Origin of the sequence: Ruminococcus sp. 1001136sp1_2201st1_G3_2201SCRN_220225 (assembly GCF_040924365.1) — a bacterium.
GTDB classification, from domain to species: domain Bacteria; phylum Bacillota; class Clostridia; order Lachnospirales; family Lachnospiraceae; genus Blautia_A; species Blautia_A faecis.
In genome coordinates, this window is record NZ_JBCOME010000021.1 from 26551 (window position 1) to 43966 (window position 17416).

The 17416-nt window shown below is 41.9% G+C and carries 14 protein-coding genes; 9 read left to right on the forward strand and 5 right to left on the reverse strand.

Going from position 1 to position 17416, the window contains the following annotated elements:
• The first annotated feature begins 6 nt into the window (after positions 1-6).
• The 3 genes from AB5642_RS08640 to guaA all read left to right on the forward strand — a co-directional run bounded on the left by AB5642_RS08640 (position 7) and on the right by guaA (position 5845).
• Positions 7-627, forward strand: a complete 621-nt coding sequence (locus AB5642_RS08640; protein WP_118579368.1) for a V-type ATP synthase subunit D — start codon at positions 7-9, stop codon at positions 625-627.
• A gap of 689 nt (positions 628-1316) precedes the next feature.
• Entirely contained in the window at positions 1317-3593 is a 2277-nt protein-coding gene (locus AB5642_RS08645) for a hypothetical protein (protein ID WP_173719415.1), read from the forward strand.
• A 674-nt stretch (positions 3594-4267) separates the two neighbouring features.
• Positions 4268-5845, forward strand: coding sequence for a glutamine-hydrolyzing GMP synthase (gene guaA, locus AB5642_RS08650; RefSeq protein WP_173719414.1), 1578 nt, complete (start codon positions 4268-4270; stop codon positions 5843-5845).
• Between the two features lie 169 nt (positions 5846-6014).
• On the opposite strand, the gene AB5642_RS08655 is transcribed toward guaA, so the two are convergent.
• The 4 genes from AB5642_RS08655 to istA are packed head-to-tail and all read right to left on the reverse strand — an operon-like array spanning position 6015 to position 9131.
• The gene (locus tag AB5642_RS08655; protein WP_118031848.1) at positions 6015-6386 is read right to left on the reverse strand and encodes a hypothetical protein; all 372 of its coding nucleotides are present in this window, start codon (positions 6384-6386) and stop codon (positions 6015-6017) included.
• Positions 6387-6395: 9 nt separating this feature from the next.
• A complete protein-coding gene (locus tag AB5642_RS08660; RefSeq protein ID WP_118031849.1) occupies positions 6396-6836 on the reverse strand; it encodes a hypothetical protein in 441 nt (146 codons plus the stop codon).
• A gap of 17 nt (positions 6837-6853) precedes the next feature.
• A complete protein-coding gene (istB, locus tag AB5642_RS08665; protein WP_118031850.1) occupies positions 6854-7615 on the reverse strand; it encodes an IS21-like element helper ATPase IstB in 762 nt (253 codons plus the stop codon).
• Complete coding sequence (gene istA, locus AB5642_RS08670; RefSeq protein WP_368371544.1) at positions 7608-9131, reverse strand: IS21 family transposase; 1524 nt, start codon at positions 9129-9131, stop codon at positions 7608-7610. The genes istB and istA overlap by 8 nt, the downstream gene beginning before the upstream one ends.
• Positions 9132-9713: 582 nt before the next feature.
• Here istA and AB5642_RS08675 point away from each other — a divergent pair.
• Together AB5642_RS08675 and AB5642_RS08680 are read left to right on the forward strand one after the other, a co-directional pair.
• Positions 9714-11030: an aminomethyltransferase family protein gene (locus tag AB5642_RS08675; RefSeq protein WP_173718450.1), complete on the forward strand. Its 1317-nt coding sequence runs from the start codon at positions 9714-9716 to the stop codon at positions 11028-11030.
• An 11-nt stretch (positions 11031-11041) separates the two neighbouring features.
• Positions 11042-12247 carry a nitrate/nitrite transporter gene (locus tag AB5642_RS08680; protein ID WP_173715791.1) on the forward strand — a complete coding sequence of 402 codons (1206 nt, stop codon included), beginning with the start codon at positions 11042-11044 and terminating at the stop codon, positions 12245-12247.
• 85 nt (positions 12248-12332) lie between these two features.
• On the opposite strand, the gene AB5642_RS08685 is transcribed toward AB5642_RS08680, so the two are convergent.
• Positions 12333-13880 carry a CdaR family transcriptional regulator gene (locus tag AB5642_RS08685; protein WP_173718449.1) on the reverse strand — a complete coding sequence of 516 codons (1548 nt, stop codon included), beginning with the start codon at positions 13878-13880 and terminating at the stop codon, positions 12333-12335.
• A 249-nt stretch (positions 13881-14129) separates the two neighbouring features.
• Here AB5642_RS08685 and AB5642_RS08690 point away from each other — a divergent pair, with 249 nt between their 5' ends.
• From AB5642_RS08690 to AB5642_RS08705, 4 genes are all read left to right on the forward strand, one after another.
• Positions 14130-15074, forward strand: coding sequence for an NmrA family NAD(P)-binding protein (locus AB5642_RS08690; protein WP_118514200.1), 945 nt, complete (start codon positions 14130-14132; stop codon positions 15072-15074).
• Between the two features lie 20 nt (positions 15075-15094).
• Positions 15095-16444, forward strand: coding sequence for an aminomethyl transferase family protein (locus AB5642_RS08695; RefSeq protein WP_368371545.1), 1350 nt, complete (start codon positions 15095-15097; stop codon positions 16442-16444).
• 330 nt (positions 16445-16774) lie between these two features.
• Positions 16775-17032 carry a toxin HicA gene (locus AB5642_RS08700; protein WP_173718448.1) on the forward strand — a complete coding sequence of 86 codons (258 nt, stop codon included), beginning with the start codon at positions 16775-16777 and terminating at the stop codon, positions 17030-17032.
• Positions 17016-17378, forward strand: coding sequence for a type II toxin-antitoxin system HicB family antitoxin (locus AB5642_RS08705; protein ID WP_117449528.1), 363 nt, complete (start codon positions 17016-17018; stop codon positions 17376-17378). The genes AB5642_RS08700 and AB5642_RS08705 overlap by 17 nt, the downstream gene beginning before the upstream one ends.
• The last annotated feature ends 38 nt before the right edge of the window (positions 17379-17416 follow it).

The window sequence follows — 17416 nt, forward strand, 5'->3', positions numbered from 1 at the left end:
ACTTGAATGGATCCGAATACCTTTCCTACCAAGGGTAATTTAATTCTGGCTAAAAATTCACTTGCTCTTTCCCGTCAGGGTTATGAACTGATGGATAAGAAGCGTAATATTCTGATTCGTGAGATGATGAATCTGGTTGATCAGGCGAAGGATATCCAGGGACAGATTGATGAGACGTTCCGAACTGCGTATGAGGCTTTGCAGAAAGCGAATATGGAGATGGGTATCGCGTTTGTGGATCAGATTTCCCATACGGTGCCGGTGGAGAATTCTATTCGTATTAAGACACGTAGTGTTATGGGTACGGAGATTCCGCTGGTGGAGTATGATAAGTCGGGAAATGTGCCGACATATGCTTATTATAGTACGAAGATGTCTCTGGATGAGGCGAAGGCGGCTTTTGAGAGGGTGAAGGAGCTTTCCATTAAGCTGTCTATGATTGAGAATTCAGCGATTCGCCTGGCTAGTAATATTAAGAAGACTCAGAAGAGGGCGAATGCGCTGAAGAATATTACGATTCCGAAGTTCGAGGCTCTGACCAAGGATATTTCCAATGCTTTGGAGGAGAAAGAGCGTGAGGAATTTACGCGATTAAAAGTTATTAAGAGGATGAAGCAGGGTGCGTGAGGCACCCTGTTTTTTTTCGGGTGGGGGATGTGAGAGGAAGGGGATGCCGGCTGGGAGCGATGCCAAAATGGGCGTTTGACTGCGTCGCCTATTGTCAGGGAGAATTGCAAACTCGCCCTTGCAGGGCTCAGACAGTGCAATTCTCCCTCACGCTATACTCGTCAAACGCCCATTTTGGCAAAGCCCCCAGCCGGCATCCCCTTCCTCTCACTGTGTACTGGCGAGGGAAAAAACAGGACGGCGGCTGCGAGTGGGAGTAGTTGGAGGAGGGGAGGAAGTGACGCAGCGCCTGGGAAGAGAGGCGGATGGTAATTACGTTTGCTTAGCGTTGTGTACTGGTAGGAAACGTTGGCTGATTCCTTTTGGGGAGACTTTCGTGTTTACTATATTCTATTCTTTTGTATATTTTTAGTTAGCTTTCTTCTTGAGTTCTGTCAAAAATCATTTCTGTTATGTGTATTCTTTGAGTGGAGTATATTTCGCCTAAATTTGGTTGTTGCGGCATATTCTTTTGGGGGAGTTCACAGTTTCTTACCAGGTTGACCATGGAATGAACACAGTTTTCCCATTAATTGCACACATTTGGTCTGTATATTATTAGCCATAAGGAACACAAAACAAAATGATCCGGATGGAGAGAATGAGGACTTCGGAAGGGTTGAATGAATACAGAAAGGAAATGAATGGGTATGAAACGTAGATATTTAGCAGTTTTAATGGGAATTATGGTAGCAACAACTTCTGTTCCGGCTATGGTTTATGCGGAGGATAGTAAGACGGAGACGGCTGCGGATGCGGCGAATGATGAAAGTGGTGAGGCAGATGCTTCGGATGAGAATGGTGATGAGAGTCAGGAGAATGTGGTACTTGGTGAGGTTAAGTCGGTTTCTGATTCGGAGATTACCATTGCGGTTGGGACTATGAAAGAGATGGGGCAGCCTGGTGGAGATGGACAGAATGGCGGAGCACCGGATGGAAACGGTCAGGGTGGTGAGGCACCGAGCGGTCAGGATGGCGAGGCGCCGGAGAAACCAGAAGGTGACGGACAGGATGCAGAGGATTCTGATGGAGCGGATAAGAGCCAGGATGCGGAGAGTGCAGACGATGGTGATTCCGCAGATGCAGAGACGAATGCTGCTCAGGATAGCGAGAATGCAGATGGCCAGAATGGTGGAGTACCGGATGGAAACGGTCAGGGTGGTGAGGCGCCTTCTATGTTGGATCTGACTGGCGAGGAGCAGACGATTACAATTACTGCGGATACAGTGATCACAAAGCAGGCAGGCGGTATGCAGCCTGGCGGAGATGGACAGAATGGCGGTGCGCCAGAGAAGCCGGAAGGTGATGGACAGAGTTCTGATTCTTCTGATGGAGCAAGTGACAGTCAGGACGCAGCTGACGATAACCAGGAAAGTGAGAATACAGATAGCCAGGATGGAGAAGAGCCGGAAAAACCAGACGGTAACGGACAGTCCGCAGAGGCTGAGGAGATTTCACTTTCTGACATTCAGGAGGGCGATATCGTTTCTATTACTTTAGATGAGGATGAAAATGCTGCTTCCATTACTGTAATGTCCATGGAAATGGATGGTCAGGGTCAGCCTGGCGGTGATGGACAAGGCGCTCCAGGACAGGGAGGCCCTGGTGGACAGTCTCAAGGTGTGGACAGTTATACTGCGGTAAATGAGTATATAGAAGATACAACTGTATCAAATGAGACAATTGAGTCAACAGGAACTGACGAGAATGCAGCATTGATTTCTTCCGGAGCAAACGTAACCCTTGATAATGATACCATTACAAGAACTTCTGCAGACAGCCAGGGCGGAGACAATTCCAGCTTCTATGGTGTAGGCGCAGCAGTTTTGGCAACAGAGGGTACTGCTTATGTGAAAGATGGCAGCGTGACTACAGATGCAGCAGGTGGTGCAGGGCTTTTTGCATATGATGATGGAACTGTATATGCTTCTGGTACAACTGTAGAAACGACTCAGGATACCTCTGGTGGTGTTCATGTAGCTGGCGGTGGGACTCTTTACGGATGGGACTTGGATGTAGAGACAAACGGTGAGTCTTCTGCTGCAATCCGAAGTGACAGAGGCGGCGGAACAATGGTGCTCGATGGTGGAAATTATGTTTCCAACGGTGTTGGTTCTCCTGCTATTTACAGTACAGCAGACATTGCAGTAAGCAATGCCAGCCTTACAGCAAATGGTTCGGAGGCAGTTTGCATTGAAGGTCTGAATTCTATTCATCTTTATGACTGTGATCTCACTGGAAATATGAGTGATCTGGATCAGAACGACAATACCTGGACTGTAATCCTTTACCAGAGCATGTCTGGTGATTCTGAGGTTGGTAACAGTACCTTCCAGATGGATGGTGGCAGCCTGACTTCTGAGAACGGCGGTGTGTTTTATACAACTAATACAGAGAGTACGATTACTTTAAATAACGTGGATATTAACTATAATGATGACAATGAATTTTTCCTGCAGTGCACAGGCAACACCAACCAGAGAGGCTGGGGACAGGCCGGGGCAAACGGAGCTGACTGTCACTTTACAGGAATCAGTCAGGATATGCAGGGAGATGTGATCTGGGATTCTATCAGTGATCTTGACTTTTATCTCACAGAAGGCAGCAGCCTGACAGGTGCAGTTGTAGATGATGAGAGCTATGCAGGCGAAGGCGGAGAGGGATACTGCAACGTTTATGTAAGCGCAGATTCCACCTGGACTGTAACTGGCGACAGTACTGTCTCATCTCTGGAAAATGAGGGAACAATTGTAGATAGTAATGGAAAAACTGTAACAATTCAGGGTACAGACGGAACTGTGTATGTACAGGGCGACAGCGAGTACACCATTACAACTGGTTCCTACAGCGACACAGCAGATATGTCTGGAGCAACGGCAATCCAGGATCAGAGTGTTTATACAGTTGAGAAACCGGATCAGCTTTAAAATTGGATAAAGAAACTCTCCAATTTGAAGATTATGGGCTTGATGAGTTATAAGAAAAAACACTGGGCTACACTTTATTGTGGCTCAGTGTTTTTTCGTTAAAAGAAGAGTGAACCTGAATTATAAAAATCCCGGTCAGAAAAGAAATATCAAGACAGTTCTTTTCTAAAGACCGGGATTTTTTATGTTAAATTTATAATCAAATTCGAATTCTCCGACGTAAGCAACTTCCGAAAATTCTCCTAAAAAGAAGGAGGGCCGGACCTTTTGGCCCGGCAAGTATGAAAAAGAAAAAGTATATTTATAATCTATGTAAAAAAGCTTTCGCTTTATTTGTTTATTAATATACGCGGAATTTGTGATCAATCTGTGAGAACAAATTGAAAAATATATGAGGAAAATCTAAAGAACTTATAAACTGGAACGCACCTGAAGTGACCGGCATAGGAATATACAGTATGAAAAAGCTGTGCATTCAAACTTAATTTCATGGTGATAAAATCTATCTACGATATATTGAAAATTTTATTCAGCTAAGAAAATTAGTCGTTGTAAAAGTTGTAATACTCATTTATAATGGAAAGAAGATTCAAGGTTATTGTTTACCGGAGATTTTCCAGTGTGAACAGTAACGATTCCAATGAGAATTTATAGGGAAAAACAGGAGGAAAACCTTGAAGAAAGAATTAGTTATTGTAATTGATTTTGGTGGTCAGTACAATCAGCTGGTTGCAAGACGTGTCAGAGAATGTAATGTATATTGTGAAATCTATTCTTACAAGACCGATCTTGAGAAGATCAAAGCCATGAATCCAAAGGGAATCATTCTTACCGGTGGACCGAACAGTTGTTACGAAGCTGATTCACCGACTTACCAGAAAGAATTATTCGAACTTGGTATTCCGGTGCTTGGGCTTTGCTACGGTGCACAGCTTATGATGCATGTTCTCGGCGGTAAAGTTGAGAAAGCAGATGTAAGTGAATACGGCAAAACAGAGTTGCTGGTTGACAAAAAAGATTCTAGAATTTTTGAAGGAGTATCAGAGAAAACAATTGTCTGGATGAGCCATACAGACTATATCTCCCAAGCAGCACCAGGATTTGAGATTTCTGCACATACAGCAGACTGTCCAGTGGCTACAGCCGAGAATGCGGAGAAGAAACTGTATGCGATCCAGTTTCATCCGGAAGTTCTCCATACAGTAGAAGGAAAGAAGATGTTATCCAATTTCGTACTTGGTGTATGCGAATGTGCCGGAGACTGGAAGATGGATGCATTTGTTGAGCATACAATTAAAGAAATCCGTGAGAAAGTGGGCGACGGCAAAGTCCTTCTGGCACTGTCTGGCGGTGTTGATTCTTCTGTAGCAGCAGGACTTCTTTCCAGAGCTATTGGCAAGCAGCTGACATGTGTGTTCGTAGATCATGGCCTTCTTCGTAAAGACGAGGGCGATGAGGTTGAGGGTGTATTTGGTCCTAATGGACAGTTTGACCTGAATTTTATCCGTGTGAATGCACAGCAGAGATATTATGATAAACTTGCGGGAGTTACTGAGCCGGAAGTGAAGCGTAAGATCATTGGTGAGGAATTTATTCGTATCTTTGAAGAAGAGGCTAAGAAGATCGGTGCTGTTGATTTTCTTGCACAGGGAACCATCTATCCAGATGTGGTAGAGAGTGGTCTTGGCGGAGAGTCCGCAGTGATCAAGTCTCATCACAATGTAGGCGGACTTCCTGATTTCGTAGACTTCAAGGAGATTATTGAGCCGCTTCGTGACCTCTTCAAAGATGAAGTCCGCAAAGCAGGACTGGAGCTTGGAATTCCAGAGAAACTGGTATTCCGTCAGCCATTCCCAGGACCGGGACTTGGAATCCGTATTATCGGCGAAGTTACTGAAGAGAAAGTTCGCATTGTGCAGGATGCTGATTTCATTTACCGTGAAGAAATTGATAAGGCAGCAGAAGCTTATAAAGTTGAGAACGGCAAAGAACCATCCTGGATGCCGAACCAGTACTTTGCAGCTCTTACCAATATGCGAAGCGTAGGCGTTATGGGCGATTTCAGAACATACGATTATGCTGTGGCACTTCGAGCAGTGAAGACGATTGACTTTATGACAGCAGAGTCCGCAGAGATTCCGTATGAAGTTCTGAACAGGGTTATGAATCGTGTTATTAATGAAGTTAAGGGAGTTAACCGCGTATTCTACGACCTGACCAGTAAGCCACCGGGAACGATTGAGTTTGAATAATCCACACAATTTGACAAAGCCAGTATTTATTGTTGATTGTCAAGTAAAATTGACCCACTTTTACGTTTAATTCTGACCCACCTGAATTCAGAAATCACCTGATTTTCAAGTGGGTCATTTCTGTATGTAAATCTGATTTTTTACACTGTGAATTGACCCGTCAAGCGCATCAGCTGAACGGAAGTTCAGCATCCGGATCCATTACCGGATCACTCCATTCAGTATTTATGATTATGCTGTCTGAAACAGTATCATAATCCCCGCGAAGCTCCCTTAATTCTTGTTCTCGTTCTTCTTCTGAAAGACTCATCCACCATTCATACATTTCATCCTGGAAACGCATTGCGCTGACAAAGTCCATTGGGCATCCGTTTTCGCTATAAATATAGTCTCCGTTATCATAGGGGCTTCGTCCACTGGCTACCCATTTTTCTAATTCACGTAACTCATCTTTCGACATGGTTATTTCTTTTTTGTATTGTTTTAACTGTTCCTGCAGGAATTCTCTGTGCTCCGCAGGCACATTTTTTCTAAATCTCATATCTGCCTCCTAATTAATGAGCACCTGATATCCGTCAGTCTGCATTGAACTTTTATCGATCAGTATTCTTTTGCCGATTGGATCCAGCAATACATACTTACTGAGTTCCAGTAACCGGTCACTGATCAGGGAATGTACCATGTTCTCCATGGCTTTTATACGGTCATTTCGATTTATAGCTCCTTCAGATCGGTCAGATGTTTCGATTTTATTTTCACAGAGCATCTCTAAATTTAAAAATATATCATCTTCCTTACGGCTGTCTGATTCAAAACGGTCAGTATCATAGTTATATCCAAGACTCTTGTCTGCTTTCATCCTTTTCATAACACAAGTTGGATTTTTGATCTCATAACAGCTTCGCATTAGGTCATAGGCGGCTGTTTTTCCCTCTGTATTGTAAACTTCTATGATCTGCGGATATTTATCCGGTGTGATTTTTATACTCATTTCTATGCCTTCCTTTTTTAATACTCAGTTTTTGGACCTTTGACACGATAGCTGTCACCCGTTATACTTATGACATGGCAATGATGGACCAGGCGGTCAAGGATCGCTGCAGCGGCCAGCTTGCCGGTGAATAGTTCATCCCATCTGCCCATGGGCAGGTTTGTGGTGATAATGAGGGAGCTTTTTTCATATCTTTGGCGAATGATCTGAAAGAAAAGGCTCTCTCTTTCTTTATCCATTTTTAAATATGACAGTTCATCGATGATCAAAAGCGGAATCTTACTGATCTGTTTCAGAGTTTCTTTCAGATATCCTTTCTGCATATCCTCATACAGCTGATCGACCAGTTCTTTTGCATTCACAAAGAGAACCTTATATCCGGCTTCACATGCATTCCGGCCAATCCCGGTGGCGATCATACTTTTACCGACTCCCGGCGGCCCAATGATTATGATATTTTCATGGTTATCCATAAATTCAAGTCTGCCCAAAGATTGAATTTTATCCGCATCCAGGTTTGGATTGAAGCGGTAATCAATGTCAGACAGCCGTTTATCAGAGTCGAAATTAGCTGCATCTGTCAGGCGTTCAGCCTGTCGGCGTTTCTTTCCTGTTTCCTCCGCTTGTAACAGCATGATCAGGAAATCTTCATACGTCATAGACTGTTCTGAAGCTACACGTATAAGTTCCTGATATTGTTCGCGCATATCGACCAGTTTAAACTGTTTCATTCTGGCTTCTATATAAGCTGCGTTTACAGCACTTGTCTCACTAGGCATTTACCGTTCCTCCTACATTCTGTTCATAGTAATCCAGATCCCGCAAAAGTTTTGAATCATCGTCACGGTATTCTCCGGTTTTACACAGAACTTCCGGTCTCTGTTCAGATATCTCAGGAAGAGACAGCCGGCCTGCATTGTAAGCTTTGAGCAGTTCTTTAAATGACAGGATGTCCATAGAATCATGCTGTATTGCATATCCAATAAAACGATTGAGGGTATCTGTATCATAAAGTTCTTCGAGCAACATGATCTTTCTTGCGTAATGTGTGGGCTGGTCAAACTTTTTCCCGGCTGCTTCCAGATAAGCCAGACCATTGCTGTATCTGGCAGTGAATTCCCTTCGTATCTGCGGAATCGATGTTGGCGCCTTTGGTGCTACATTTTTATAGTGCTCCGAATTTGTCGGGATTTCATGCTTGTTACGTGATGCTTCCAATTTCATGACATAGTTCTTTTTTCTGTCATAAAGCTCGATTCTGAACCCATAGATGATCCTGAAATACATGGTTTTGGCTGCAAAGATATCAGGAACGCTATACTTATTTCCGCCAATGCTGATATAACAGTCAGGACTGATGATCCTGCTTTCCAATTCCTTCAGTCGATAACGACGGTCTGGCAATGGCAGCAACAGATCCCGTTCTTCCTGAAGATAATGTATGTTTGGAATCCTTTTGATCGTTGTGTGTGTTTCATTACACCAGGACTCAACGAAATCTTTTCCACGACGATTCAGATCTTCCATTGAAGCAAAGTGTTTTCCCTTTATGAATTGTTCTTCGATATAGTTGAAGGGTCTCTCGATCTTTCCTTTCTTGCGCGGCCAGTAGCAGGGACATGCATTAAGTTCTGTTCCCAGATGTCTTGCCATAAGCAGGGCATGGGGATTATAACGGATCTCCATTTCGTTCCTTGGATTATTTTCGATGACCAATGCTGTTGGATTATCGATCAAAAGCTCCAGTGTTACTCCACCAAGATCTTCAAACAGTTCCTGAATTGCTTCATAAATGGCTGCCGCATCTGCCTTTAAAGAAAAACAGACTGCTTTCTTTCTGGATGCTGAAAGTATCATTGAAAAACAGTAAACAGTTATGATCACGCCATCAACAGGGACATTATAAGGTGACCAGTCGAACTGAGCCTGATCTCCCGGAGGGCTTTCATGCCTTACAGTAGCTTTGGAACTGATGTGGTCTTTGATATCCTCTTCAATTTTTGACAGATACCGGTAAACAGGGCCAATGCTTCCTGTATAACCTCTTGCTTTCAATTCTCTAAAAATCCGTGTTCCATTGAAAAGAAACGGTTCGCATCGCCATTCGATGATCTGTTCTTTGAAACCATCAATCTTGCTCTTATAAACTGTCCGTTTATACACCGGTGCTTCTTTTTCTTCTAAAAGACTCCTGACAGTATTTCTGGACATTCCAAGTATTTTTGCAGTTGCCCGTTTTGATCTTGTCTGTTTATAAACTCGCTGAACAGCTGCCCAATCTTGCAAATCATACACCTTCTTTCAAACCTCCTCTCTTGTATTGGTGCATACAGAGAGAAGTGTATCGTTTGCTATCAGGTGGGTCAATTTTCCTCGTTAAAACTGGGTCAGTTTTAAGTATAAATCAACATACGGTAGTTGGCAGAGTAAACACTAATTATTTCCGCAAAAAAGTATGTTACAGCGAAATGTAAGAGAAAGAGAGGAGAATTTGTATGAGTATTTACAAAGATAATGTCACTGGGAAGTGGCGAGTGGTCTGTTTTTTGCAAGACCTTTTTGCATAAAATTGCAAAAAGGTCTTGCAAAAAACATAATCGGGTTAAAAATAACGAAAAAGGTATTAGTAGTTGAATCATATAACCAATGACAAAGATGATCAATCATTTTAGAATATAAATATCAAATGTGACTGTTCAGGCGCCGACGGTTAAGAAAATTTGAGTAAATAATTGTGATGCAAGATTAAAAAAGTGGGATTATTTCTTATCATTACAACAGCAAGATTTCACTGGGCTTTATCAACCCGGACTATGCAAAAGAGGGAACAGAGCTGGGAATGATTTGGGGTATTAGCGGAATAAGGAGGAAAGTGTAGTGGAGGATTATATTGGAGCGAGAGTAGATTATGAGCCCAAGTATAAAGATGTTTTAACCTATTTTCAGAATATTGGGAATCTTTATACTTGGGAAGCTGATCCTTGGTATGAAACTTGTAAATCGTGGGCAGAAACATGTTACATTCATGCAGGGATTAGTGGGGCTGAAATTACATTCCAAGGAAAAGATGCACAGGCGTTTCTCTCAAAACTTTGTATGAATAACATTAGCAAATGGAAAAACGGAAAAAATAAACATTTGGTTATGCTTGATGAAGAAGGATTGATAGCAGCTCATTGTCTTAGTATGAAAGACGACGATAATACATATCGGATTACGGCTGCACTTCCATTTGCAGCAATGAAACTGTTGGAGACTGGTGCTTATGATGTGAAAATGACCATGCGTGATATCTTTGTCTTTCAATTTTCAGGACCAAAGTCATTAACAATTATAGAAAAACTTACGAATACGAATCTTCATGATCTAGCATTTTTGCAATTTCGTAAGGTAAGTATTCCGGGACTGAATATTGAAGTGGAAGTGAACAGGATTGGGATGAGTGGAACACTTGCATATGAAATTCGTGGTTTAAAAGAAGATGGTCCCAATGTATATCATGCGGCTTATGAGATCGGAAAACCTATGGGATTAAAGAGGCTTGGATGGCGGAGTTATCCGGTGAATCATGCTTTTGGAGGATATCCGCAAGTTACGGTATCATTTGAGAGCGCTTCCTATAAAGATTCGAAGGTTGTAGAAATGTCACCTGCAAATATTTCATATACTGGAAGTGTTGAACCAGAGAATCTTCGTGCACGTTTCCGGACGCCGGTAGAGGTTGGCTGGCAATGGATGGCAAAATTGGATCATGACTTTATTGGAAGAAAAGCTCTTGAGAAAGAAATGTCAAATCCTCAAAAGATGATTGTATCTTTAATTTGGAATCCGGAAGATATTTTAGATGTACAGGCATCTTTGTATGGAGAGGGGGAGCCTTATAAGCAGATGGAGTATCCCTGTTGCGTTCCGGGCATGTGTGGAGGACATCAGGACTATGTTACCACAAGGGATGGCAAGGTTATTGGTTTATCCAGTAGTGCGGTATATAGTTCCCATTATCATAAAATGATTTCTGAATGTACCATAGATATGGAATATGCCAAAGAGTGCGAAGAAGTGATTGTAAAATGGGGCGATTATGGAAAGCGTATAAAGGATATCCGTGCAGTAATTGCAAAATTTCCATTAAATGATCTGGTTGAGAATAAAAATTATGATATTAGTTCTTGTCCGTATGGCTTTGAAGAATGAAGGGAGTTTCCATGAGTAAAAAAAATAGAAAATGGCTGGTATTTACGATTATGTGTCTTGCATATATGCCGGGAAGTTATGCACAATACCAGTTATCCGTGTATGCCTCGGAACTAATACAATCTTTTGGACTTACAACATCGCAGTTTTCATCTTTATTTACGGCGCCTATGATTGTAGCAATTTTCTTGAGTTTTGTAGGAGGAATGATTTCTGACAAGGTTGGTTCAAAGAAAGTCATTAATATTTCATTTGTTATAGCTGGAATTGGAATGATTGGGAGAGTTTTTGCAAATAGCTATATGCCATTTTTTCTTTGCATGGCATTAACCGGTTTCTCCAATATGTTTGTCAATATTAATGCATCCAAGATTACTGCAAGTTGGTTTGAGCAGGAAAAGCTAGGAATTTTGATGGGCATATTTGGATTTTGCGGACAACTTCCGGGAGCCTTTGCGACAGCAACGACGGCGGTTTTGTTTGATAGCAGGACATCTGCTTTTATTGTATCAGCAATATTCTGTATTAGTGTATTTGTTTTATGGTTGCTTTTTGTGAAAGATAAGCCAGAGGATACAATGGAAGAAAGGGAGAAGATAGATCAGGAAAATCAACCTTCCATTGGGGATTCTCTTAAGGTAGTACTTTCTAATAAAGGTGTATGGCTGGTTTCTATTTGCATTATGATGGCTCTTGGCAGTACGGTAACTTTATCCACTTTTATGCCGATGGCATTGCAGACCATGTATGGAATAGATATGAAAGTATGTGGTACGATTGCATCTATGTTGACATTGGGAAATTGTATTGGCTCTATTACAGGTCCCATTGTATTCTCTAAAATCAAAAATGTTAAAGTGTTTGTATCAGGAGCTGCCGTGTTGAGTTTTGCCGGAATTATTATGTGTTGGAGATTTCCGTCCATATTCGTTTTACACATACTGGTTCTTTATACTGGAATTATGCTTGGAGCGTCAATGCCTATTTTCCTTTCCGCACCGGTTTTGTTAGAAGGACTTGGAACTAAATATGCAGGAAGTGCGGCGGGTGTCATCTCTACATTACAGCTTCTTGGAGCTGTTTTGATTCCAACTTATATCTTAACACCGATTGCGGGAGAAAATTATAGTTTGTTGTTTATGCTTGCATCCATATGTATGGTAATTATGTTCCTCTGTGGGCTGTTACTCCCTCAGTTTGGAAACAATCAAAAGTAAGAATCACAAAATAAATGAAAATCTTCCTATGTTGCAATGAAATTGCTGTCGCAAGCCAAATTTCAAGCATAGGAGGATGTCCAAATTAAAGTGTTTCGCAGATGAGGCAGGATATTAATAAATAGAGAAGCATATTTTCATCCAGGTAATCCAGTGAAATATGGAGCAGGTCTTCGATTTTTCGTAGCCGGTAGATCAAGGTGTTTCTATGAAGATGAAGCGTCCGGGCAGTCTCCGCTATATTTCTTCCGTTGATAAGATAGCATTTTAAATTATGAATGAGTGTGAGATCCTGCTCCATATGGCTTTGCCACAGGGATAAAACAGCTGGGTGGCAGAAGCCCGGCAAGGAGTTTTTTTCCTTAAGGACACCATATAAAACATGTAGAAAGGCTTCATCAAACCTTTGAATATGTTTTTGAGGCTCCAAAGGGTAAGATTTCATAAGCCTGCATTGTCCATATGCCATGGAAAGCTCCGTGAATCTAAAAAAACGGGTGCTTATATAGACCTTAAGGGAAAGCCGTTTTAGCAAATCCTCCAGTGCGGCGTATGATTTTTCATAATCAGGATCAAAATCCCGCCTGCGGCAAACCGCAACAATAGAATGTTCAAAATAGAGGACAACTCCATGAGGCAGAATGTTTTTTATCTGATGAATATAGGCAGACTGACGGGTATCCGAGACGTCAGATTCCGGAAGGGAAAATTGATAAAGATACCAAATATCCTGGTTCGTATAATTTCTGGCTTGGAGATAATAAGAGGTAGAAAGCTCATCTGCCGGATATCCCTGTAAAAGCCGTATAACATAATAGTTTTCTTCATCCTGCAAAAGAAAAGGCTGAATCTGGTGATTCATAGCAAGCTCTGTAAAATGAACGACTTCTAATAACAAAGCCTTTTGTGCTTCCGTAAAGGGACCGTTTATATCTGTCGTACCGAATGCTCCAAAGTTTTTTCCCTCAAAATAAAGCGGAGCGGTCAGAGAGTGATGGGATGGATCCTGACGAAAGACGCTGGAGATTAAGCGGTTTCCGCTGTGAATTTCCTGCATAACTCTCTGGTGTTCGTCAGGATATATGGATTCTGTCGGTGTAAAGCCGAAATTGATAACCTCGTCCCAGAGAGTTCCCTCGATTTTTTCCTGAAATTTCCCGGTATAATGCAGCAGCTTTCCGGTTGGAGAAAAAAGGGCAATCGGGTTGCAAAGAAAGGTGGTCGCATAATCAAGCAGATCTGAAACGTCTTTGTTTTCGATAATTATATTTAGGCATTGCTCATACCAGGCATAGTACTTATCAAAAATATCCAGAAACTCACGGAATACCTTATGAAAAGGCTCGTCCGTATATAAGATGGCGGCATGCTCCATCCAGGAAGGGTTTATCTGTCCCTCCCTTGATCCGGTTTTGGTACAGAAAATCAGGAACCGGGGCTTACGTATATCCCATTCCCTATCAAGGAAAGAGCTCTCTTGTGTTAAATACAGAAAATCATTATCGATTATTTCCATGGAATCATCAAGCATGCGGGCATGCCGGAATAATTGATCTAAGCCCGTAGATTTATAAAAAATCCTGTATTTATCAGGAATCCAGTCAAGGATGACAGAAATGCTCATAGATTTCATTGCAAAAAACTCCTTTGGTTATTTTTGACGAAAAAAGACGGTATAAATGAATTATATAACTGATGACGGGAGATGGCAACTGCTTTACTATGAATATATAGGAAACACTGTTCAGGCGCCGACAGTTAGAGAGGAGATAATATAATTCAGACAAAAGGAAGGAGGCAATAAAAAGAGCTGAGGGAGCATCCTATAAAGGGGTATCGATTTTTTAATATTATAACTATATAGTTGAAAGGATTATTTTTTATGAAAAAGATATTATTAAATGGAGTAGACGGGAATTTTGGAAGCAGATCAGCCCGTGTATTGCTGGAAAAATATCCTCATGAAGCTTTGATTTTTACGGCTCCAACAAAAAATGGTCTTGAAAAATACCAGGCAATGGGCATTGAAACCAGAATTGCCGATTTTAACAATGCGGAAAAACTGACGGAAGCATTTAAAGATGCGGATACAGTTATTCTGATCTCCATGCCATTCGTTGGACCGAAAAGAAGAGCGGCACATAAAATTGCAATTGATGCGGCTGTGGCGGCAGGTGTAAACAAACTGGTTTATACATCGATTGTAGGAGCCGGACATGAGGATATCAATGCTTACGAAGTAAACGATCATGTATGGACCGAAAGGTATATCAAAAAACAGCCCATCCATTATTTGATTCTTCGGGATTCCCAATATGCGGAAGCAATGGTCTCCACATTTGTGGAAGCAGTTGAAAATACAAACGGCATCATCCGCAATAACATGGGAGATGGGAAAATGGCATTTGTTTCGAGGGATGACTGTGCGCTTGCGGCGGCCTGTGCGGCAATGTCTGATTGGGAAGATCGAATTGTTGATATAAATGGAGCCGAGCTTCTGACAATTGCACAGTACATGGCAATCGCCTCGGAGGTTACGGGTAAAAAGACGGAATACCAATATATCAACGATGATGAGATGTATGAGTTCTTTGACTCCATCGGCGTTCCAAGGACAACGGAGGAAATGTGGGCGGACACGGCGAAGAACTTTCCATTTTGCTCAGATGGAATGGTGTCCTTTGGCAGGGCAATCCGTCTGAATCAAATGAGTACATTTACAGATGATTTTGAAAAGCTGACAGGGCAAAAACCCATCACGGTAAGAGAAATGTTTGAAGATATGGAAAATCATTTAATCGGAACAAGAACATCTACAGATAATTAAAAACAGTAGGAGGACGAAAAATGGCAGAAATGATGAATCCGGCGCTGGAAGGCGCCACCTTATTGTTCCCACAGGGATCTTTTATTACGGCCTATGCTTATACGGGCGTGGAGGATGAGATCAAGGCATATCAGACCAGCGCATGGATTGGAACGGCGCTTATGACATCCCCCATTTATGATGTATACGGACCGGATGCCGTTAAATTAATGGGACAGGTTTGTACAAATGATTTTACCACGCTGGGAATGAACGGCATACGCCATGCCGTAATGTGCAATGAGAAAGGTCAGATTCTGACAGACGGCGTTGTAATCCGTATCGGAGAAGATCGTTACAGAACCTACTGGCTTGATCCGGTGATCTCTTATTATGTCAATACATCAGATCTGGATGTGCATGGCGAAAACATGAGCGGAAAGGAATATTTTATCCAGATTGACGGTGAAAAGTCCTTAGAGATTCTGGAAAACGCATTCCAGGCTAATCTTCACGACATCAAATTCGGCAGACATAGAATCCAGGAGGTAAACGGAAAACAGGTACGCATCATCCGGCTTGGCATGTCCGGCAACCTTGCTTATGAAATTCACGGAGATATGGCGGATTATGCGGAGATCTATAATCTGGTATGGGCGGCAGGTGAAAAGCTGGGAGCAAGAAAGCTTGGGCTCCAGGCTTATAACATGTTTAACCATACGGAGGCCGGATTCCCGAATATCAATCTTCACTATCCGCTTCCGTGGCTGGAAACCAGCGAGAAAATGACAGAATATATGCGCACAGTGCCTCAGTTATCCATGTTCAATCTCAATCGAAGGCTTCTCGGAAGTGTGGGGGATGATCTTCAGGCTCGCTTTGTTACTCCCTATGATGTGGGATGGGATTTCCTGATTAAATACAATCATGACTTCATTGGAAAAGAAGCCCTCCTTGAAATGTCGAAAAAGCCCCCAAAAAAATGCGTAACCCTGGAGTGGAACGCCGAGGATGTGGCAGAAGTCTTTGCAACCATGCTCAGACCTGGGGAGGAACCCTGCGAGGATATTACCAAACCATGCGCTCTTGAATACTATTTCTGTGTCAGAGAGTTTGGTTTTGAGTACCGGGCGGATAAGGTGCTGGCTGCAGATAAGGAGATAGGGATCACAAGCGGAAAAATCATCTCTTATACCTATAACAGCATGATTTCTCTGGCCTTCATTTCCGCAGAATATGCCAAAGAAGGGACGGAGCTTGAAATACTCTGGGGAACGCCGGGAACCCGCCAGATGAAGGTTCGCGCAAAGGTTGCCAGATTCCCGTATAATCAGGATTATATCCGTAATGAAAAGCGGGATGTTTCGGATATACCTGTTTTTGAAAGATGAAACCGGAGATGATTACATAGGGAAAATAAAATTTATGTGTTCCCCTGCAGAGTTTTCAAGCTTTGCAGGGGATCTGCTGTTTACGGGTTTATTCTTTTAACTTAATACATATACCTGTATTAATTATTGAACATAATATAGAATTTATTTCTCATGTAGCAGATTATCTTGTAGATGTAGGAAGAAATGCAGGAAATAAAGGTGGAGAGACTATAATTCAGGGAAAACCAATAGAAGTTGTTAGGAACGTAGAATCATCATGGAATAATATAATAAATTGATTGACACCACATATGACACCATATATAATATAGATAGGATGTATGACAAATGTCAAAATGGGATAAACTGATAACATGTATATGCAATTTATCGAAAGACCTCCGGTTTGATGAGTTACGGAAGGTATTGGAAAGTTATGGATACGAAATGAATGCACCAAGAAGTGGAAGTAGTCATTATACTTTCAGAAAACAAGGGTGTATGCCAATTACAATACCAAAGCAGGAACCAATCAAGAAAGTATATGTAGAAATGGTAAGGCAGATTGTAGAAAGCGAGGCGAAGAATGATGAAGACGCTGAATGATTATATGGCAATGTCCTATCGTATGGAAATTGTGGAAGATAAAGATGAAGGCGGATTTGTAGTTTCTTATCCGGATTTGCCTGGTTGCATTACTTGTGGTGAGACAGTGGAGAGTGCGGTAGCAAATGCACTGGATGCAAAAAAAGCATGGATTGAAGCTGCATTAGAAGACGGTGTAGAGATTCATGAACCAGACAGTCTGGAAGACTATTCTGGACAGTTTAAATTAAGAATTCCACGAAGTCTGCACAGATCACTGGCAGAACATTCTCAGAGAGAAGGAATCAGCATGAATCAGTATTGTGTGTACCTTCTTTCCAGAAATGATGCAGTGTTCTCAAAATAAATGTTGTCAAACTTATTTACATCATTTACAATAAGCTG